At 68.0% G+C, this 18,836-nt stretch carries 15 protein-coding genes; 6 read left to right on the top strand and 9 right to left on the bottom strand.

Annotated elements, in window-relative coordinates; all coding sequences use genetic code 11:
- Positions 1 to 23: 23 nt before the first annotated feature.
- Positions 24 to 911: a sigma-70 family RNA polymerase sigma factor gene (locus ABZS29_RS24750; protein ID WP_355464959.1), complete on the bottom strand. Its 888-nt coding sequence runs from the start codon at positions 909 to 911 to the stop codon at positions 24 to 26.
- 290 nt (positions 912 to 1,201) lie between these two features.
- On the opposite strand from ABZS29_RS24750, the gene ABZS29_RS24745 reads away from it, so the two are divergent.
- On the top strand, positions 1,202 to 2,068 hold the full coding sequence (locus ABZS29_RS24745; RefSeq protein WP_355464958.1) for an exodeoxyribonuclease III: 867 nt from the start codon (positions 1,202 to 1,204) through the stop codon (positions 2,066 to 2,068).
- Between the two features lie 14 nt (positions 2,069 to 2,082).
- Positions 2,083 to 3,225 carry a hypothetical protein gene (locus ABZS29_RS24740; RefSeq protein WP_355464956.1) on the top strand — a complete coding sequence of 381 codons (1,143 nt, stop codon included), beginning with the start codon at positions 2,083 to 2,085 and terminating at the stop codon, positions 3,223 to 3,225.
- On the opposite strand, the gene ABZS29_RS24735 is transcribed toward ABZS29_RS24740, so the two are convergent.
- The 3 genes from ABZS29_RS24735 to ABZS29_RS24725 are packed head-to-tail and all read right to left on the bottom strand — an operon-like array spanning position 3,218 to position 5,673.
- Positions 3,218 to 3,718, bottom strand: coding sequence for a DinB family protein (locus ABZS29_RS24735; protein WP_355464954.1), 501 nt, complete (start codon positions 3,716 to 3,718; stop codon positions 3,218 to 3,220). The genes ABZS29_RS24740 and ABZS29_RS24735 overlap by 8 nt on opposite strands.
- Before the next feature lie 56 nt (positions 3,719 to 3,774).
- Positions 3,775 to 4,479, bottom strand: coding sequence for a M50 family metallopeptidase (locus ABZS29_RS24730; protein WP_355464952.1), 705 nt, complete (start codon positions 4,477 to 4,479; stop codon positions 3,775 to 3,777).
- Positions 4,480 to 4,497: 18 nt separating this feature from the next.
- On the bottom strand, positions 4,498 to 5,673 hold the full coding sequence (locus tag ABZS29_RS24725; protein ID WP_355464951.1) for a hypothetical protein: 1,176 nt from the start codon (positions 5,671 to 5,673) through the stop codon (positions 4,498 to 4,500).
- A gap of 107 nt (positions 5,674 to 5,780) precedes the next feature.
- On the opposite strand from ABZS29_RS24725, the gene ABZS29_RS24720 reads away from it, so the two are divergent.
- Positions 5,781 to 7,691, top strand: a complete 1,911-nt coding sequence (locus ABZS29_RS24720; protein ID WP_355464950.1) for a S41 family peptidase — start codon at positions 5,781 to 5,783, stop codon at positions 7,689 to 7,691.
- Positions 7,692 to 7,853: 162 nt separating this feature from the next.
- Here the strand turns inward: ABZS29_RS24720 and ABZS29_RS24715 are convergent, their stop codons facing one another.
- Positions 7,854 to 10,058 (bottom strand): bifunctional SulP family inorganic anion transporter/carbonic anhydrase, encoded by a 2,205-nt coding sequence (locus tag ABZS29_RS24715; protein WP_355464949.1) that lies wholly within the window; start codon positions 10,056 to 10,058, stop codon positions 7,854 to 7,856.
- A 149-nt stretch (positions 10,059 to 10,207) separates the two neighbouring features.
- Between ABZS29_RS24715 and ABZS29_RS24710 the strand changes: the two genes are divergently transcribed.
- The gene (locus tag ABZS29_RS24710) at positions 10,208 to 10,981 is read left to right on the top strand and encodes an SDR family oxidoreductase (RefSeq protein WP_355464948.1); all 774 of its coding nucleotides are present in this window, start codon (positions 10,208 to 10,210) and stop codon (positions 10,979 to 10,981) included.
- Here ABZS29_RS24710 and ABZS29_RS24705 read toward each other — a convergent pair whose 3' ends face one another.
- The gene (locus ABZS29_RS24705; RefSeq protein ID WP_355464947.1) at positions 10,982 to 11,698 is read right to left on the bottom strand and encodes a DUF427 domain-containing protein; all 717 of its coding nucleotides are present in this window, start codon (positions 11,696 to 11,698) and stop codon (positions 10,982 to 10,984) included.
- A gap of 10 nt (positions 11,699 to 11,708) precedes the next feature.
- Complete coding sequence (locus tag ABZS29_RS24700) at positions 11,709 to 13,757, bottom strand: fibronectin type III domain-containing protein (RefSeq protein WP_355464946.1); 2,049 nt, start codon at positions 13,755 to 13,757, stop codon at positions 11,709 to 11,711.
- Positions 13,758 to 13,955: 198 nt separating this feature from the next.
- Here ABZS29_RS24700 and ABZS29_RS24695 point away from each other — a divergent pair, with 198 nt between their 5' ends.
- Positions 13,956 to 15,443 (top strand): lysyl oxidase family protein, encoded by a 1,488-nt coding sequence (locus ABZS29_RS24695; protein ID WP_355464945.1) that lies wholly within the window; start codon positions 13,956 to 13,958, stop codon positions 15,441 to 15,443.
- Between the two features lie 64 nt (positions 15,444 to 15,507).
- On the opposite strand, the gene ABZS29_RS24690 is transcribed toward ABZS29_RS24695, so the two are convergent.
- The gene (locus ABZS29_RS24690; RefSeq protein ID WP_355464944.1) at positions 15,508 to 17,034 is read right to left on the bottom strand and encodes an MFS transporter; all 1,527 of its coding nucleotides are present in this window, start codon (positions 17,032 to 17,034) and stop codon (positions 15,508 to 15,510) included.
- 123 nt (positions 17,035 to 17,157) lie between these two features.
- Between ABZS29_RS24690 and ABZS29_RS24685 the strand changes: the two genes are divergently transcribed.
- Positions 17,158 to 18,030, top strand: coding sequence for a LysR substrate-binding domain-containing protein (locus ABZS29_RS24685; RefSeq protein ID WP_355464942.1), 873 nt, complete (start codon positions 17,158 to 17,160; stop codon positions 18,028 to 18,030).
- Here the strand turns inward: ABZS29_RS24685 and ABZS29_RS24680 are convergent.
- The gene (locus ABZS29_RS24680; RefSeq protein ID WP_355464940.1) at positions 18,027 to 18,827 is read right to left on the bottom strand and encodes a UbiA family prenyltransferase; all 801 of its coding nucleotides are present in this window, start codon (positions 18,825 to 18,827) and stop codon (positions 18,027 to 18,029) included. The two genes, ABZS29_RS24685 and ABZS29_RS24680, sit on opposite strands and share 4 nt — an antisense overlap.
- Positions 18,828 to 18,836: the final 9 nt, after the last annotated feature.

Below are 18,836 nucleotides of genomic sequence, written 5' to 3'. Positions count from 1 at the left end.
CAAGCCGCCTGCGGGTCCGGGGGTCAGGCGACGTAGTCGCGGAGGTGGTGGGTGGCTCGGCGTCGGAGGTGGCGGAGGGCTTCGCGTTCGAGGGCGCGGATCTGGTCGGGGGTGCGGTTGAGGTGGGTGGCGATCTCGTCGATGGTGGCTGGGGGCTGGCCTTGGAGGCCGTAGCGGTGGCGGATGACTTGTTCGTGGAGTTCGTCGAGGAACTGGAGTTGGTGGGCGATGTCGCGGCGGAGGGCGGCTTGGAGGATGCCGGGCTCGTCGTCGATCAGGGGTTCGGAGTCGATCAGGTCGAGGGCTTCGGGGTGGAGCTGCCAGGCCTGGGCGCGCTCCAGGCGGGCGAGGGTGAGGGTGGTGGCGTCGGCGAGCTCGGTGGGAGTGGGTTCGCGGCCTAGGCGTTGGGTGAGGTCGTGGCGGGCGCCGGCGACGCGGCAGGCGTCGGCGTACGCCTGGGCGGGCATCCGGACCAGGCGGGACCGGTCGGAGATCGCGCGGCCGAGCGCTTGCCGGATCCACCAGATCGCGTACGTCGAGAAGCGATGACCGAGGCGGTGGTCGAAGCGCTCGATCGCGCGGATCAGGCCGATGTTGCCCTCCTGGATGAGGTCCAGCAGCGAGATGCCCTTGCCGGTGTAGCGGCGCGCGATCGTGACCACGAGCCGCAGGTTGGACTCGATCATGCGTCGCCACGACCGGCGCCCGAGCGCGACGACCTGCTGCAGCTCGGCAGCGTCGTACGGCGCGGGGCCGGTGGCGAGGCGCTCGGCCGCCAGCACGCCCGCCTCGATCCAGTGTGAGTGCTCGTAGACCTCCTCCAAGGTGAGTAGTTCGTGCCGGCCGATCTCGCGCAGGTAGGCCACCAGCGCGGTCACGTCGGCAGGTTCGCAGTCCAGGTGCTCAGCCATCCGCTCCCTCTCTCCTGAACAAGAGGATGCAGTCGAAACCACCCTCTGTGACCGAGCAATTTCAGATCGGTGGATAACTCGCTGACGCGGCAGGTAGATCCCGTGGCGTGCAGCGGCGGAAGTGGGGGTCCACCGGGGCGGTCGACCTTGAGCACGGTTCGACCGTTTTGGCGGAGGGTGCGTGGTTGGTGGGTGCTCAACGTGACTCGCAGCGGTGGGGTGCCTGGTGAGAGTGCGGGCGGCCGCAGTGAGGGGTGGGGGTAGGACGGGTTGGCGGGTACCTTGGGGCGGTGCGAGTGGCTACCTGGAACGTGAATTCGGTGAAGCAGCGGATGCCTCGGCTCCTGGAGTGGCTGGACGAGCGGGAGCCTGACGTCGTCTGTCTGCAGGAGACGAAGCTGGCGGATGACGCGTTCACGGCGTTGCTCGGCAGTGAGTTGGCTGGTCGTGGTTACGAGACCGCCCTGCACGGCGAGGTCCAGTGGAACGGCGTTGCCATCCTGAGCAAGGTTGGCCTGGAGGACGTGGTGACCGGGGTCGCCGGGGCGCCGGGCTTTCCGCATCCGGAGGCGCGTGCGGTCGCGGCGACCTGTGGCGGCATCCGGATCCACGGGCTGTACGTGCCGAACGGTCGCGTTCCGGACTCGGATCACTATCAGTACAAGCTCGCCTGGCTCAAGGCTCTCGCCGACGTGATCGCGGACGGTCCGGAAGACCAGATCGTCTGCGGTGACATGAACATCGCGCCGACCGACGCGGATGTCTTCGACCCAGCCGCGTACGTCGGCTCCACGCATGTGACGCCGCCCGAGCGGGAAGCGCTGGCCGAGCTGATGGCGGCGAAGGGACTGCGTGATGTGGTCCGTGAGCGCTGGCCCGAGGACCAGGTCTTCAGCTACTGGGACTACCGCGCCGGCATGTTCCATCAGAACCTGGGCATGCGGATCGACCTGGTGCTCGCGTCGGAGGCAGTCGCCGACCGGACGAAGGCGGCCTGGATCGATCGCAAGGCCCGAAAGGGGACGGGCCCGAGTGACCACGCGCCGGTAATCGTGGACCTCGACGTGGCACCCGACGGCGACATTGGCCCGATGGTGCCGCCACCGTCTGCGCCGCGGGCTCGCAAGCGTGCGACGACGCTGCCGCAGAACCGTTGAGGCGGTCGAGACAGGTGAGGCAGCGAGTCGTCGCGGCCGTCGTCCTTGCCGCCTCTGCCCTGGCCGCTTCCGCGCTGACCGCCTGCACCAGCAAGAGCGAGGCTCAGCCGACGATCAGCTGGGAGAAGGTCGACGTCGGTGCCGAACCGGTCGCTCTCGCCGAGCACGACGGTCAGATCCTGGTCGGCGTCAAACACAAGGGCGCCAAGGTCGTCCCCGGAGTCGTGCTCCTCAACGGTTCCGAGCGCAAGACGCTCACCGTCAAACCCTCCGCGTCGAGCCCCTACTCGTTCGAGGCGATCTGGTACTCGATCGCCTGGGACGGCAAACGCGTCCTTGGCCTCGGCGGTGCCTCCGGCGGCGCGCACGGCAACGTCCGGTGGACGGTGTGGACCGGCTCGGTCGACGCCGGTCTTCAGGAACACCCCCAGACGTTCGACACGTTCAACGGCCTCTCCGCCGGCCAGATGAACTCCGCCGTACTGACGCCTGCCGGCGAGGCGCTGACGGGCTCGTGGGAAGGCGTCGTGACCGGCCTGGACGCGGCGGTCTGGTTGCCGCAGGCCAACAACAAGTGGCTTAAGCAGGGCTCAGCGAAGACCCCGCTGCAGAACACCAAGAACCTGCTCGTCGGAACCGGCTACGCCACCGCGTACGGCGATGGTCTCGTGCTGACCGGCTCGCAGGTCCGCCTCGAACCCAATGTCGTCCAGCAGGGCGCCGCGATCTGGCGGTCCGCGAAACTCGCGCAGGGCTGGACCCGCGTCGAGCTCCCCGATCCGGGCAGCCGCAGCCAGGCGAACACCGCCACCTGTGCCGACACCTGCGTGATCTCCGGATTCGTCGAGAACAAGCTCGCGATCTGGCGGTACGACGGCGCCAAGGCGCAGCGGCTGACCGGCGTACCGGAGATCCCGGTCGGTGACAAGGACGTCCTGCCGCCGCCGCTGTCCGACGGCAGCCCGGGCGGCGACGTCACCCAAGTGATTGCCCAAGACAACAAAGTGAAGGTTGTCAACGGCCACGAGGGCAGCTGGACGGTGTCGGAGTCGACCGGCGGTCTGCAAGGTCCGGTGACCGCGCTGGTCCGCACCAAGGACCAGGAGGCCTACCTGATCGCCGGTGGCGCGTTGTGGAAGGCGAACCTGCCTAGCTGACCAAGCCCTTCAGGTACGCCGCCTGGCCGATGTGCTGTATGTCGTCGTCCAGCACGCTGACCAGTCGAGCGCCAAGGGTGACCGGCGGGTCCCAGCGCGTGTCGACGATCCGGTCGAAGTCCGAGTCGGCTTGCTGCCGCAGGAACTCGAGCGTCTGCTCGTGCACGGCGTCGTAGTAGCCGATCAGCAGGTCCGCGGACACCTGAACCTGCCCGACCTGCTCCGGACTGTGCCCGTAGCCAGTGTCGGTAGCGTCCAGCGGCAGGCCGAGGCGCTCGTGCCACCCGTCAGCCGTGTACGTCTGCTCGTGCCCGGCGACCTCGGAGACGTGGTCGTCCTGGACCCGGGTCAGATGCCAGACGAGCCAGGCGATCGAGTTCGCCGAGTCGGACGGTCGTGAAGTGAGGATCTTGTCCTCCTGACCCTTCACGACGTCGTGCACCCGCTCCTGAATGCGGCTGTAACCATCGATCAAAATCTCGCTGGCCTTCATCACAAATCCCTTCGTCGACGCACAAAACACCCTAGACCTCGGCGCCGACAAAACCATTAGGCAGGGATTACGCCTGACCAGAGCACGCCGAGCGCCAGGCAAGCGAGCGCGATCAACCCGAAGATCCCGACCCACAACACCGCCGGTACGCCGGTCAGCCGCCGAAGCTGATCGGCATCCGAACTCCGCCCCTGCCCGCCGCGTCGCGAGTGCTGCAACTCGACCACCGCACGAGGCGCGGCCAGCAGCAGGAACCACGTCAGCAGATGCGCGAACGCCGACTGCACGGACGGCGAACCCCACCAGGTCACGCCGAAGACGACCGCACCGAAGACCAGCACCGACCAAAGCCCGTACAGGTTCCGGATCTGCAGGAGCAGGATCACCAACGCGACCAGCAGTCCCCAGAGCAGCGCAACGGCGTACCCGCGGCTGAGGGTGAAGGCGGCGGCGAGCCCGAAGAGCGCAGGGCCCGGGTAGCCGACCAGCAGGACGGCGATCATCCCCGCACCGGTCGGTTTGCCCCGGGACACGGTCACTCCGGACGTGTCCGAGTGCAGGCGGATCCCGGCCAGCTTGCGGCCGACCAGCGCGGCGATCAGACCGTGCGCGCCCTCATGCGCGATCGTCACCACGTTTCGGGTGAAGTGCCACAGCGGCCGCCAGGCGATCAGTACCAGCGCGACCACGCCGGTGCCGATCACCACGCGGACGGATGGATCCGGTTGTGCGGACGTGATGCTGTCCCAGAACTCACTCACCGGCCCATCCTTGCAGTACTACGGAAATGCAACGTGCACGGTCACTCGTTCGCGCAGTTGCTCGTTCATGACCCACAGCTCATCGGTGGCCGGCCAGTAGGACAGGTTCTCGGTGTTCTTCGGTGCTTTCGTCCACACTGACGTCGAAACACCGCCGGTGCCGCGATGCAGACAGCTGGGGTAGTCCACACCGTCACCGATGTTGTCGGCGTACTCCGGACAGACGCCAGCGATCACGAAGCTGTTGTTGTAGGACACGGCTCCCTGCATGCCCCACACCGGCGAGTTGAAGGCCTCAACCGCACGCACGACTCCGTCAGTACCGGCGGCAGGCAGTCCGGTGGTCTTGTTGAGCGGCCAGCGGACAATCCGCCCACCGCCCTTCGTAGTGTGCTCAGCCGCGACGAACGAGCCGGTGCCGGCGTGGTCGAGCGCGAGACTGGCAAAACACGGCCGTACGCCGGTAGTCGAGGCACACCCACCACCGGAGTACCAGTAGGCGCCAACCTGCGGTAGCGCGAACGCGTGCCACAGTGCGTGGTACTTGCCGTCAGCACCGAGCCCAACCTCGCCAGTGCTGGTGTCGGTCCGCCAGATGTGCCGCAGGTCGAACACCCGCAGTACGGCGCCGCCACTCGCGACCACCAGCATGTTGCCGGACCAGTACAGCCCGTGGCCGTGCCCGGCGACCGCCTGGAAGTTGCCATCCGCGGTCGGCTCCACCAGCAACACATGCCGGTACTTGTTGGTCGCGAGATCGAGCAAGGACACGCGGATCGCTGTGTCTCCGCTGTTGTGCCAGCTTGCGACGACGACCCGCCGCGCGCCTCCGGCCGGCTGTGCGTCTCCCGAGCCCGACAACCCCTGCGGGATCCAGACGTTCTCGTCGTCGTCCTCGCCGTCCTGCCAGCAGAACCCCTGCGGGTTCAGCGAGGCGGTCAGGTACGTCGAGTGGCACAGCGCGCGCCCGGTCCGGTTGGACGCCGCGAGGACCTCGGTGACCCCGACCGGAGCGAGCGCCGGCTTGGTCTCGAGCTGAGCCACGCGAGCGCCGTACGTCGCGAAGGTGTCGCCGGATACGAGTTGGAACCCACTCGCGTCGATGCGGGGAAAGGAGGCAGCGGCCTGAGCCGGGAGAGCGGGGACGGTGGCGATCAGGAGGGCGGCGGTTAACAACATTCGGCTGATACGCATGTTGTTGATAGTCCTTGACATCGACTCAGGCTGCACGCCGAACGTGGCGCGTCGCGGGCCGTTGACAGAGCGCAGCGAGCGGCGGACCGTGAATTCAAGGGGGAGAGATGACTGCTGCAATCGATGAAGGTGCTGTTGTCCCGTTGCCGAAGTTCCTGGCCGGAGCCGGGACGCTGACGCTCGTGCAGCGCAAGATCGTGGTCGATCAAGCGCTGCTGCTGCTCGACCAGAACTATGTGCACCTGCCGCTGAAGGTCGCCATGCATGCGGTCAATCCGCTGCAGCGGCTGCGGGTCCTGCGCGCGAGGATGGACCGCCAGACCCCGGAGACGATGGAGCCGGAGTGGCTCTTCCATCGGCAGTTGTCGAGCATCTTCCACTCGGTCCGCGACCTGCACACGAACTATCTGCTGCCCACGCCGTTCGCCGGGAAGGTCGCGTTCCTGCCGTTCATGATCGAGAAGTGCCATGACCCGGACGGCAGTGAGCACTACCTGATCGCCCGGACCGTGACCGGGTACAGCGCACCGCAGTTCGGTGTCGGCGCCGAGGTCACGCACTGGAACGGTACGGCGATCGCCCGCGCGGTCGCGCTCAACGGCGCCCAGTTTGCCGGGAGCAACGAAGCGGCGAACCTCGCGCGTGGTCTCGAATCCCTGACGCTGCGCCCGTTGGTGATCCAGGCACCGCCGGACGAGGACTGGGTCGTGCTCAGCTACCTCGGTCTCGACGGCTCGAAGCAGGAGCTCCGCGAGCAGTGGCAGGTCACCACCAACCTGCCGCCGATGACCGATCTCGATGCGATCACCGCGACGTCGGCGCTGATGGGCGTGGACCTGGACTCGGACGAGAAGGCGCGCGCGAAGAAGGCGCTCTACGTCCGCGAGGTGGTCGCGCTCGAACGCGGCCAGAGCTCGGCCGAGCTCTCGGCGCCGGCCGCGGTCGGTGGCGCCGACCTGCCGACCACGATGCCCGGCGTGTTCCGGGCGCGGGCCGTCAGCACGCCGTCCGGTACGTTCGGCCATCTGCGGATCTTCACGTTCAGCGTGCAGGATCCGGTCGCCTTCCGGGACGAGTTCGTCCGGCTGGCCGCGGCGCTGCCGCAGGACGGGCTGATCGTCGACGTCCGCGACAACGGCGGCGGGCACATCCACGCAGCCGAATTCACGCTGCAGACGCTGACTCCGCGACGGATCACGCCAGAGCCGGTGCAGTTCCTCAGCTCGCCGCTCAACCTGGCCATCTGCCGGCGGCACCGCGAGAACCCGGCCGGTATCGATCTCGGCCCGTGGTTCGAGTCGCTCGACCTGGCGACCGAGACCGGAGCGGCGTACTCGGCGGCGAAGTCGATCACCCCGGAGGACGGAGCCAACGACATCGGCCAGACCTATCACGGGCCGGTCGTGCTGATCACCGATGCGCGCGTCTACTCGGCGACGGACATCTTCACCGCCGGGTTCGCCGACCACAAGATCGGCACCATCCTCGGCGTCGACGAGAACACCGGCGCGGGTGGCGCGAACGTGTGGACGCACGGCCTGCTCGCCGCGCTTCTCAACGAACCGCCGCCACCCGACCCGACCTCGCCGTACGAGGCGTTGCCGAACGGCGCCAACCTGCGCGTCGCAATCCGGCGTACGCTCCGCGTCGGCGAGCTCGCCGGTACGCCGGTCGAAGACCTCGGCATCCAGCCGTCGGAGCTGCACCGGATGACCCGCGCCGACCTGCTCGACGGCAACGTCGACCTGCTGGCCCGAGCCGGCGCGCTCCTGGCCGCGATGCCCACTCGTCGCTTGGATGTCGCTACGGCGTTGGCCGGTACGACGCTCACCGTCACGCTGACCGTATCCGGAGCCGATCGCGCCGACCTCTATCTCGACGACCGACCGATCAGCTCCGAAGACCTGTCCGCTGCGCCACTCACCATCACGATCCTCGACGCTGCCGCCGGTCAGCAGCTCCGCACCGACGCCTATCAGGATGGCAGCTTGGTGGCATCCCGCCGTACGACGATCTGATTGCCCTTACGGTCGCGGGCACGAAGACGTTGGTGCTGTCGCTGGTCCATCAGCGGATTCCGGGCCGCAGATCCCGCTGCCTGCAACACGTTTGTGGCTCCGGCGACCACCGTCGGCTGACCGATCCCCGGTGCCACCCGAAGGTGACACCGGGGCCGGGCGTCAGCTCAATGAACGGCGGCCTGCGGCGGCCAGCTCTTCGTCGGCGCGGACCAGGTAGGGCTCGCGGTCGAGAACCAGCCGCGCCGCGGCGACGCTGATGTCGAACCAGAGGCCGACCAGCTCCAGCCGACCTTCCTCTTCGGCCCTGCGGACACAGGCGAAACTGCGCAGGTTCGCGAGCTGGACACCGACGTTCGCGACCGAGAGTTTGTCGGTCGGCGACAGTTTCGCGCCGGTGGCCGGGTCGACGATGTCCGGCATCGCGACCGCGCGCCGTACCGAGGGTTCGAAGTGGCGCAGCCAGTTCTGCAGGCCGGTGCCGGTGGGCACGTTCGCCTCCAGGGTGGCCGCGGCGGCGCCGCAGTGCGAGTGGCCGCAGACGACGAGCGTCCGGACGCCGAGCACGTCGACGGCATACTCGATCGCGGCTTCGACCGAGTTGCTGTCGGAGCCGTGCGGTGGGACGAGATTGCCGATGTTGCGCACGCAGAACTGGTCACCGGGGCCGGTGGTGGTGATCATGTTCGGCACGATCCGCGAGTCGGCACAGGTGATGAAGAGCTGCGTCGGTCGTTGACCGTCGGCAGCGAGTTTGGCGAGCATCGGCCGGATCTGGTCGGCCGACTCCTCGAACGCGCGGATACCGTCGAGCATCGAGGCGCGCTGGTCCGGCTCGGCGATCACCTGGGATTGCCAGGGCAGCAGCCGTCGCGCGGGGGTGGAGCGCAGCGCGGCCCGGACGGCCATCCGGTTCACCTCGACCGATCCGCCGCGGGCGATGTGACCGCGGCGCCAGTCCTCGATCGCCTCGTACGCCGCGTGGTCGAGGTGATCGACCGCGAGATCGACCCGGACCTTGGCGCCGGTCGGGATCGAGCGCAGCGTCCGGATCAACGACGAGACGCCAAGGAAGACGAGGGTGCCGCGGATCTGCACGGTCCACTGCCCGTCCTCCTCGGTGGCGGTGACCGTTGCCCTCGACAACCGATAGAGCACGCGCACGAGCGCCAGCACAAGGCCGATCAGGACTCCTTCGGCCAGTCCCAGTACGGCGACGCCTGCGGCGGTGACGACGTACACGAGGAGTTCGTCGTGCCGGCGGAGCGTCCGGATGTGCGCGAGCTGCACGAGTCGCAGACCGGTCACCAGCAGTACGCCGGCCAGTGCCGCCATCGGGATCAGCTCGAGCATGGAGCCGGCCGCGAGGACGAACGCCGCGATCCAGAGACCGTGCATCATCGCCGAGGCGCGCGATTTGGCGCCGGCCGCGACGTTGGTCGAGCTGCGCACGATCACACCGGTCACCGGCATCCCACCGAGGGCGCCGGAGACTGCGTTCGCCGCGCCTTGCCCGATCAGCTCGCGATCGAGGTTGCTGCGTTTGCCGTTGTGCAGCTTGTCGACAGCAACAGCCGAGAGCAAGGACTCCACACTCGCCACCAGGGCGACGGTCAGCACCGCCGCGATGATTTGGCCTGGTGTCCCCTCGGGGATGGCCGGTGGGATGAGCTCTTTGAGCGGCTGGTCGGGCAGGTTCACCCGCGTGACATCAGGCATCCAGACTGCGGCCAGCGCCGTGACGGCCACCACCGCGACCAGCGGTGCGGGCACCACTTTGACCTTGGGCAACCGGGGCCAGGCCAGCAGCATGACGACGGTCAGCACGCCGACCAGCACCGATTGCGGATGGTGTGCGACCAGGCGACCGGGAAGCGCCGCTACGTTGGCGATCAGCGAACTCTGCGCCTGACCGCCGAGGACGACGTGCAGTTGTTGCACGGCGATGGTGATGCCGATTCCCGCGAGCATGCCGTGCACGACAGCGGGGGAGAGCGAGAGCGCGAGCCGCCCGATCCGGGTGACTCCGAGCAGGATTTGGACCAGGCCGGCAGCGCAGGTGATGCCGGCCGTGGCGGCCCACCCGAACTGGCCGACGAGGCCCGCGACGACAACAGTGAGGCCTGCGGCGGGGCCGCTGACCTGGAGCGCTGAACCGCCGAGCGCACCGGCGACGACGCCGCCGATCACGGCGGCCACCAGGCCGGCGATCAGCGGGGCGCCCGAGGCTGCGGCGATGCCCAGCGAGAGCGGAATGGCAATCAGGAAGACCACCAGCGAGGCCGGTAGGTCATGGTGAAGGATGGAGCCCAGGGAACTACGAACTGTCGCAGGCCTGGACTGGGGCGGGGAGTGGGAAGTGGTCATGGTCGGCACGGGTCCCTCCGGCGTCTGGTGCTCACGGCATCTGGCGTCGAAACAAAGAGTGTCGATCTGCTCACTCACTGTACGGGCTCGATCAAGCTCACCCAAGCGTTTGTTCGAATTCGTTGCCAGAAGCATCGAGGAGGAATGCAGTGGATCTGCAACTGTCCGGCAAAGTGGCTGTGGTCACCGGCGCGAGCAAGGGCATCGGGCTGGCCTGTGCCGAGGCGCTGGCCTGGGAGGGGGCGACGGTCTTCGGGATCTCCCGCAACCCCGTCAACCTCGGCCAGGCCCGGGAGCAGCTTGCGGCCAAGGGCCTCGAGTTCCTTCCGGAGCTCGCCGACCTGACCGACGCGGACGCGACCGCGGAGGTGTTCGCGAAGATCGGCGTACCGGATATTTTGATCAACTGCGCCGGGGCCGCGCGGCAGATCCCGATCGACGAGCTGAGCAGCCGGACGCTGCACGACGCGATGGAGTCGAAGTACTTCACGTACATGCATGCCACCGAGGCCGTGATCCGCGGGATGGCTGAGCGTGGCAGCGGCGCGGTGGTGAACGTGGTCGGCTCGGGCGGCAAGTCGGCGAACCCGCTGCACATCGGCGGCGGTGCCGCGAACGCGGCCCTGATGCTCGCTTCGGTCGGCTATGCCAAGGCGTACGCCCGTCAGGGTGTCCGCGTGAACGTGATCAACCCCGGACTGACACTGACCGGCCGGATCGACGACCGCCTGGACGCGGCAACCCGCGCCAGCGGCCGGCCGCGCGACGAACTGCTGACCGAGATGGTCGCCGACATCCCGATGGGCCGCCCGGCCGACCCGGCCGAGGTCGCGAACGTCGCGATCTTCCTCGCCTCGCCCAAGGCCAGCTATGTCACGGGCGCCGTCGTCACGATGGACGGCGGCGTCGCCTCGATCATCTGATCACTCCGAGAACGGGGTGACCGGCCGCTCCACCGGTACGCCGTCGATCGTGAGGTCGACGGATTCGTTGAAGAAGGCCACCAGCCCGGCGATCGGCAGGAGCGGCGCGGTCGGGAAGTCGTACGACCAGGCCAGGTCGCGGCCGCCGATCGACCAGTAGCCGGTCGTGCGGCCCTTGTAGGGGCACGCCGTCTGGGTCTCGCTCGGCGTCAGGTGCTCGAAGTTCACTGCCGGCCGCGGGAAGTAGTACCGCGGCGGCAGCCCGGTCTCGAACACGATGACGGTCGACGTCGAGTCGGCGAGGACCACGCCGTCCCGGGACACCTGCACGTGCCGCGACGACCGGATCGCGTCGCACCGCGAGTACGGGTTGCGAGGATGGACGAAGACCTCTTCGTCCTCCTCGAGCCAGCTGTCCAGTGCATCCCACTGGAACCGCACGCGGCCGAGGTCGTCGTACACCCAGGCCTTTCCGCGCCCGGCGGTGTGTACCCTCGCGACTCCGTGATCGAAGACCTTGGTCTCCCCGGTGTCAGCCAGTACGCCGTCCGCCACGTCCGCGAGCGGCAGGTAGTACTGCGGGTACGGCGGGAACTCCCACACATACAGCGCATTCTCGGAGTCGACGACCACCTGGCCGTCGAGCAGCGCGCGGATCCGGCGGGGGACCGGCGCGCTGCCGCCCGGTGGTACGAAGGGCAAGGGGTAGTCGCTCATACCCCCAGTATCAGACCGTGATCCAGTCGATGTCCGCGATGTAGCCGGACGGGTTGCTGACCTTGATCGAGTTGGACCCTGCGGTGAGCTTGACCGGCAGGTAGACGACCTGTGGCGTGCCCCAGTCGTTGTCGCCGAGACCGTGGTAGTTCACCCAGTAGCTGTCGGCGTCGTTGATCGTGAGCATGCTCTGCCGGCTGGTGTCGCCGTCGGTGTAGGCGATCTTCACCAGGTACGTCCCGGTCGTCGGCACGGTGATTCCGTTCAGCGTGACGGAGGCGTCGTACCCGATGTTGCCGATCTTCTTGCCGCCCGAGCACAGCGTGCAGCCGTTCGCACTGGCGTTGCCGGTGAGGGTGCTGGTCGACGCCTCGGCCTCGTACCGGACCGGTCCGCCGTTCTTCGCGGTCAGCATGGTGATCGGTGCGCTGGCTTCCGACGTACGACTGCCGTCGACGCCCTTCACCGTGAACGTGTACTGGGTCTGCGGCGACAGCCCGGTCACCACCACACTCGTGCTCGACGTCGTCGCGACCTGCTTGCCGTTGGCGAAAACCTTGTACGACGACGCGCCGGTGCTCGGCCGCCAGGTCAGCGAGGTGGTCGTGCGGCTGACGTCGGTCACGGTCAGGTCGGCCGGGATGCTCACGCGCGGCCGGTCGTTCGGCGTGATCTTGTAGAGCTTCGAGCCGTGCGCAGGCAGGGCTGCGCTGACCGAACCGGAGACGTTACGGGTGTTCTGGTCGGCCCAGATGTCGCGGACGGTCGCCTTGCCGTTGATGCCGAGCTGACCGAAGTCACCCGTGACGGTGGCCGGCGTCTCGGCCAGGTTGAACAGGCCGACCGTGACACTGCCGTCGGCGTTCTTGGCGTACCAGGTCTGCTGAAGCTGATCCTGGTTCAGCGGCCGAGCCGGGTTGCCGGACTGGTTGATCGCGATCACCTCGCGGTTGGTCAGCAACTTCAGGCCGTACGCGTCCAGCTTGGTCAGGTCGTCACCGGCGAACAGCGGCGCGGCGTTGATCGCCCAGAACGTCATGTAACTCTGCCGCTCGGCCTCGTTCAGGCCGTCCATCGCGCCGACGCCGACGTTGATCGCGTCCAGGTTGTTCCAGTGCCCGGGGCCGGCGTCGTCGATCCACTGCGCCACGTCCCACCAGCGCTGCTTCACCGAGCCGTCCCAGCGGACGATCGTGTCGCAGTAGCACTCGACGTCGGTGTCGATCCGCCAGCCGTTCGAGTTCTGTTTCCAGACATCGGCGTACCGGTGACTGAGCGACCACGACAGCGTGTACTGCATCGGGCGGCCGGCGTTCTGCACCGAACGCCACCAGGCCTCGACGTCCTCGGTGTTGTTGTGGTTCGGGTCGTCCGGCGCACCCTTCCAGGAGCCGGGGCCGACGCCGTCCATCTTGATGAAGTCGACGCCCCAACTCGCGAAGAGTTTGGTGATCGAGTCGGCGTACTTCTGCGCGCACGGGCTCTCGTAGTTGATCTTGTACGCCGCATCCCAGCCGTTGGTCTTGCGCAGGTCCGGGTAGACGATGTCGCGGGTGAAGCAGCCGGGCGCGTCGTAGATCGGCGTGTTGCCGTCGCGGTAGACGTCGAGCCCGAGGCCGACCACGGTGTAGATGCCGAACTTCAGCCCGAGCTTGTGGATGTCGTCGCCGACCGCCTTCATGCCGCGCGGGAACCGCTTCGGGTTCGCGACCGGGCGACCGTACTCGTCACCGCCGTCCTGCCAGCCGGCGTCGACGTTGATGTACTCGTAGCCGAACGGCTTGAGCTTGGTCGCCATGGCGTTGGCCTGGGCGAGGATGTTCTTCTCGCTGATGAAGCTGCCGGGACCGTCCGGGTTCACTCCGGGGTAGTTGGTCGACTGCAGGCTCCAGGAGCTCCAGCCCAGGTAGGGCTTGGCCGCGACCTGCGGGTACGTCGCCGGAACCGGCCGGGCGTCGTTCGTCGGCAGGGGTTTCGCGGCGTCGGCGGGGGCGTTCAGGGCTGTCGTCGTCACCAGAGCGACGGCAGCCAGGACTGTGGTGACACGGCGTCTGTTCACCTGGCCGAGCGTAGGGTCGCTTAATTTACATCGTCAAGTATTCGAGCCCGATGACTGTGAGTGCTGGTTGAGACACGGTTGGCACACGACTGTGATCAACCTTCGGTGGGGGGTTGCGCGTCGTACGCACAGAGGCCGGTTCGTGAGGACCCGGCCCGATGTGGAGGGGGTTCCATCATCATTACGTCCAACAAAGCCGTGCGTACGGCGATCGCGGCGGCGAGTGCTGCCGGTCTGGTCGCGCTGGCGGCGACCAGTGCATCTGCGGCAGGTACCGCGGCGCCCGCCAGGCCCGCGCTGATCCTGACGTCGCCGGTCACGGAGGTGACGCTGACCGCCGATGACGAGTACGGGACTGACCTGAACCTCAGCACGTACGTCGTTGCCGGCAATGCACCGATCGAGGTGCGCGCGACCCGGGCGAACTTCAAGTCGCCCGTCGTCGCCAAGCAGTATGTGAAGGGCAAGCCGGTCGCCCTGCCGAAGGGCCTCGTCACCGACTTCTCGGGGCTCGGCAAGTTCCTGCACGTCACGTTGACCGACGCGAGTGGCAAGAAGGCGCTCGATGTCGACCAGTCGCTGTGCCTGAACGGCGACGGTTCGCGGACCCGGCCGGATGCTCCGGCCACGTCGCCGTACCCGAACTACTGCAACTCGAACCCGTTCACCACGGGTGCGGTCTGGGGCTTGCAGACCGGCTGGTCGGCGAGCACCTACTCGTACGACCAGAAGCCGGTGAAACTTGCCGTGGGCAAGTACAAGGCGAAGATCGTCGTCAACAAGGCCTACCGGGACCTGTTCAAGATTCCGGCGAAGCAGTCGACGCTGACGCTGACCGTCAACGTCGTCAAGGGTCAGGACCCGTGCGACCCGGGCCACGGCCTGCGGGGTTGTCTCGCGGCGAAGGCGCAGAAGGCGCAGGCCACCAAGGCCACCGCGCTGAAGGCGCACGCGGCCCGGCCGACCGGCAAGGCGAGTACGCCGAAGGGTCCGAAGCCGGACCTGGTCTCGGTGCCGGCGTGGGGAATGTCGATCACCAAGGGCGAGGAGGGGACCGTCGACGCGGACAAGGAGTACCTGGCCTTCGCCGCGACCGTGTGGAACGCGGGACCGTCGCCGCTGGTGCTGGACGGATTCCGTCGTCAGGGCAAGGACCTGATGGACGCGTTCCAGTACTTCTACGACGACAAGGGCAAGGAGGTCGGATACAAGAACACCGGCACGATGGAGTGGGACCCGCGGGAAGGCCACGTGCACTGGCACTTCACCGACTTCGCCCGCTACAGCCTGCTGAACGCCAAGCAGTCCGAGGTCGTCCGCAGCCAGAAGGAAGCCTTCTGCCTGGCCGCGACCGACATGATGGACTACACGGTGAAGAACGCCAACTGGCACCCGATGAACACCGACCTGCACACCGCCTGCGGCGACCACACGTCGCTGTCGGTGCGTGAGGTGCTGGACGTCGGATCCGGCGACACCTACAACCAGACCAAGCCGGGTCAGTCGTTCGACATCACCGACCTGCCGAACGGGGAGTACTTCGTCGAGGTGAAGGCGAACCCGGAGGGCAAGCTGGTCGAGGGCAGCACCAAGAACAACGTTGCCCTGCGCAAGGTGATCCTGGGCGGCGTCAAGGGCGCCCGCACGGTCAAGGTCCCGCCGGTCGGCGTGATCGACGCTCCGTAAGAAATTCGGTCCCCCGAAGGCTGCTCGCCCTGCCTTCGGGGGACCTCTTCTCACTCGTACGGCGTCACCGCCGCAACCGGCTCCGGTTGCGGTGTGGCCGTCCGTCGGCCGCGCATCGGTGGGCACTTTGAGCACCGCTCGACCACCTGACGTGCGCAGTCGTGGTTGGTGGGTGCTCAACGTGGGTCGGGGCGTTGAGCTGGATGGTGGACTGCTGGAGGGTGAGGCGGACGGGGACCTGGTGCCAGGGGGAGCGGGTGCGCACCAGGACGACCCGGAATCCACCGTCACGCCGCAGGCGCAGACCGATCACGACCGTGGCGATCGCCGGGACCAGTCCAGCCAGCGACAGGCTGACGCGAGCGCCGAAGTTCTGCGCGATCAGTCCGACCAGCGGACCGCCGATCGCGCCGCCACCGATGAAGACCAGGTTGTAGATCCCGGAGACGCGGCCGCGCAGGCCGTCCGGCGTGGTCAGCTGAACCATCGACTGCGCCGCGGTCAGGAACATCAGCGTGGCCATGCCCATCGCGGCCAGCACCGGGATGAACGTCCACAGCGACGGCTGGATCGCCGCGAGTACTTCGGTGATCGTCAGCAGCGTCGCGATGCCGACCAGGTTGCGCAGCCGCGTCGGGCGGACCCGGCGCGCTGACAGCAATGCGCCGGCCAGGGCTCCGACCGCGACCACGGAGTTCAGTACGCCGTACCCGGTGGCGCCGGTGTGGAAGACGCGGTCGGCGAACGCCGTCAGCGTCACGGGCAGGCTGATCGCGAACATGCCGTAGATGCCGACCAGGGTGATCGCCCAGCGGACGGCCGGCTCGTGGAACGCGTAGTGCAGGCCATCGCGGAGACCGTCGCGAATCCGCAGACCGGTTTGTCTCGCGGCCTTGCGGGCGGGCATCTCGCTCTCGCGCATCATGGTGAGTGCGGTGATCGACGCGAAGAACGTGCACGCGTTGATCGCGAACGCCCAGCCGGCGCCGAGCGTGCCGAGCAGTACGCCGCCGAGCGCCGGACCGACCATGCTGCCGAGCTGGAACGTCGACGAGACCATGCTGATCGCGTTGCGGACCCGGTCGCGGCCGACGAGTTCGGTGACGAACGACTGCCGGGTCGGGTTGTCGACCGCGGTGGCGAGGCCGAGGAACAGGGCCATCGCGTAGACCTGCCAGACCTTGACCTGACCGGTGAACGCGAGCAACGCCAGTACGCCGGCGGCCGCGCCCATCGTGATCTGGGTGACCAGCAGGACCTTCCGCTTCGGGAAGCGGTCCGCGATCACGCCGCCGTACAGGCCGAGGAGGAGGGTGGGGAGGAACTGCAGCGCGGTGGTGATACCGACCGCGGTGGCGCTGCCGGTGATCGTCAGCACCAGCCAGTCCTGGGCGATCCGCTGGATCCAGCCGCCGGTCGAACTGACCAGCAGACCGCTGACCAGGAGGCGGAAGTTGCGCACCTGCAGGGCGCTGAACGTGTCGCGGAAGCCGGGGCGGCGGAGCGGCTCGCTGATTTTCGCGGGGTGGGGATGGCTGTGGTTGTCGATGGCGGGTTCGGGTCGGACAGTACCGCTGGCCCGGGTGGTCAAAGGGATTCCCTACACGAGTGGGTGGTCAGGGGAGGACATGTCCATCCTGGTCGATGGGTCCTGAATTCCGACAGCGAATTACTCCTATTAGTCTTATTGCGTCGCGTGATAGGAGGTCCATCGATGTACGACCCGGACCAGCTCCGGACGTTCCTGGCCGTCGCCCAGTCGCTGAGCTTCACCCAGGCGGCCGAGCGGCTCGGGATCCGGCAGCCGACGGTCAGCCAGCACGTCCGCAAACTCGAAGCCGCGGTCGGGCGGCCGCTGTTCCTGCGCGACACCCGGACGGTCACGCTGACTGCCGACGGCGACGCGATGGCCGGTTTCGCCCGGACCATCCTGGCCGCCCATGAGGAGGCCGCCGGCTACTTCACCGGCTCGGAGCTCCGTGGCCGGTTGAGGTTCGGCGTCACCGATGACCTCGCGCTCACCCCGCTGCCCCGGATCCTGCGCGACTTCCGGCAGCTCTACCCGCGGATCGACCTCGAGCTCACGGTCGCCCAGAGCCCCAACCTGCTCCGCCGCGTCGAGTCGGGCCACCTCGACCTCGCGTACGTCAAACACTCCGTCGGTACCGGCTACGAGCCCAACGGCCGCCTGGTCCGCCGTGACCCGCTCGTCTGGGCCGGCATCGCCGGCACCCGCATCGCCCCTGACGGTCCGGTGCCACTGGTTGCCTACCAGGCTCCTAGTCTCAGCCGCTCCCTCGGCGTCCAGACCCTCGAGCAGGCCGGGCGCTCGTGCCGGATCACGTGCATCGTGCGCGGCGTCAACGGCGTACTGGCTGCGGTGCGGGCCGGTCTCGGCATCGCGATCTTCGCGCGGTCCCTGATGCCGGTGGACCTGGTCGAGCCGCCGCCGAGTGCGGGTCTGCCTGAGCTCCCGGCTATCGACTTGGTGCTGATCACCAACCCTCGTGCCGCGAAGGAACCTGCCGAGGCGCTCACGGCTGCCATCCTCGGCAGCAACGCGCCCCTGAAGCCAGACGCCGCCTAGAGCGCGCCGCCTCGCAGTACCAGCGCGGCTACGCTCACGCCGGCTATGGCGATGGTGACGAGGAAGGGCGCCTGTCGCCACGCCACGATGACCACCAGCAGTGCTGCAACCAGGCTTAGCGCGATCCAGCCAACCACTCCGATCGGTCCGGCGGGTGCGATCACCAGCAACCCCGTGGCGACCGCCAGGGGGAGTGGGGCCAGGAGGCGGGCGTTGGCGCCGAGGCGTTGCGGCCAGCCGCGGACGCCGGTGGCCAGGTCGTCCTGGAGGTCCGGTACGACGTTTGCCAAGTGGGCACCGACCCCGAGTAGCGCGGCTGCCGTGGTGGCCCACCAGGGCGCCCAGGTGTGGGTCGTGCCCAGGGTGACGAACGACGGGAGTCCGCCGAACGCGACGGCGTACGGGAGCCAGGAGATGACTGTCGACTTCAGACCGAGGTTGTAGGCCCAGGCGCACGCTACGAAGAGCAGGTGAACCAGACCGGCCGCGATTCCGTTGGCCAAGGAGACGGGGACGGTGATCGCCAGCATGAGCCCGGCCGCGACCGCCAGTGTGCGGCGACTCACCAGTCCGCGCACCACAGGCTTGTCCTTGCGGTTCACAATGGTGTCGCGGGCGGCATCTATCGCGTCATTGCTCCAGCCGATCGAGAGGTGGCCGGTGAGGATCGTTGCTGCGACCAGGAGACATCCGGCGGGACTGCGACCGGCCGACCAGGCCACGGCCGTCACCAGTGCGGTGACTGCGACAGTCGGTCCGAGATGGCAGGCGAGTACCAGTCCCTTCAGCGTTCTCACCGACACCAC

The sequence above is a fragment of the Kribbella sp. NPDC005582 genome, assembly GCF_040605415.1.
In the GTDB taxonomy this organism is placed as follows: domain Bacteria; phylum Actinomycetota; class Actinomycetes; order Propionibacteriales; family Kribbellaceae; genus Kribbella.
Note: the sequence above shows the minus strand (reverse complement) of the source record. Positions and strands in the feature narration are given on the sequence as shown.

Bases quoted from the DNA above. Each gene is read 5' to 3' on its own strand.
- ABZS29_RS24750 (WP_355464959.1), bottom strand. From the start codon at position 911: ATGGCTGAGCACCTGGACTGCGAACCTGCCGACGTGACCGCGCTGGTG.
- ABZS29_RS24735 (WP_355464954.1), bottom strand. From the start codon at position 3,718: ATGAAGGCCAGCGAGATTTTGATCGATGGTTACAGCCGCATTCAGGAG.
- ABZS29_RS24725 (WP_355464951.1), bottom strand. From the start codon at position 5,673: ATGCGTATCAGCCGAATGTTGTTAACCGCCGCCCTCCTGATCGCCACC.
- ABZS29_RS24720 (WP_355464950.1), top strand. From the start codon at position 5,781: ATGACTGCTGCAATCGATGAAGGTGCTGTTGTCCCGTTGCCGAAGTTC.
- ABZS29_RS24715 (WP_355464949.1), bottom strand. From the start codon at position 10,058: ATGACCACTTCCCACTCCCCGCCCCAGTCCAGGCCTGCGACAGTTCGT.
- ABZS29_RS24705 (WP_355464947.1), bottom strand. From the start codon at position 11,698: ATGAGCGACTACCCCTTGCCCTTCGTACCACCGGGCGGCAGCGCGCCG.
- ABZS29_RS24685 (WP_355464942.1), top strand. From the start codon at position 17,158: ATGTACGACCCGGACCAGCTCCGGACGTTCCTGGCCGTCGCCCAGTCG.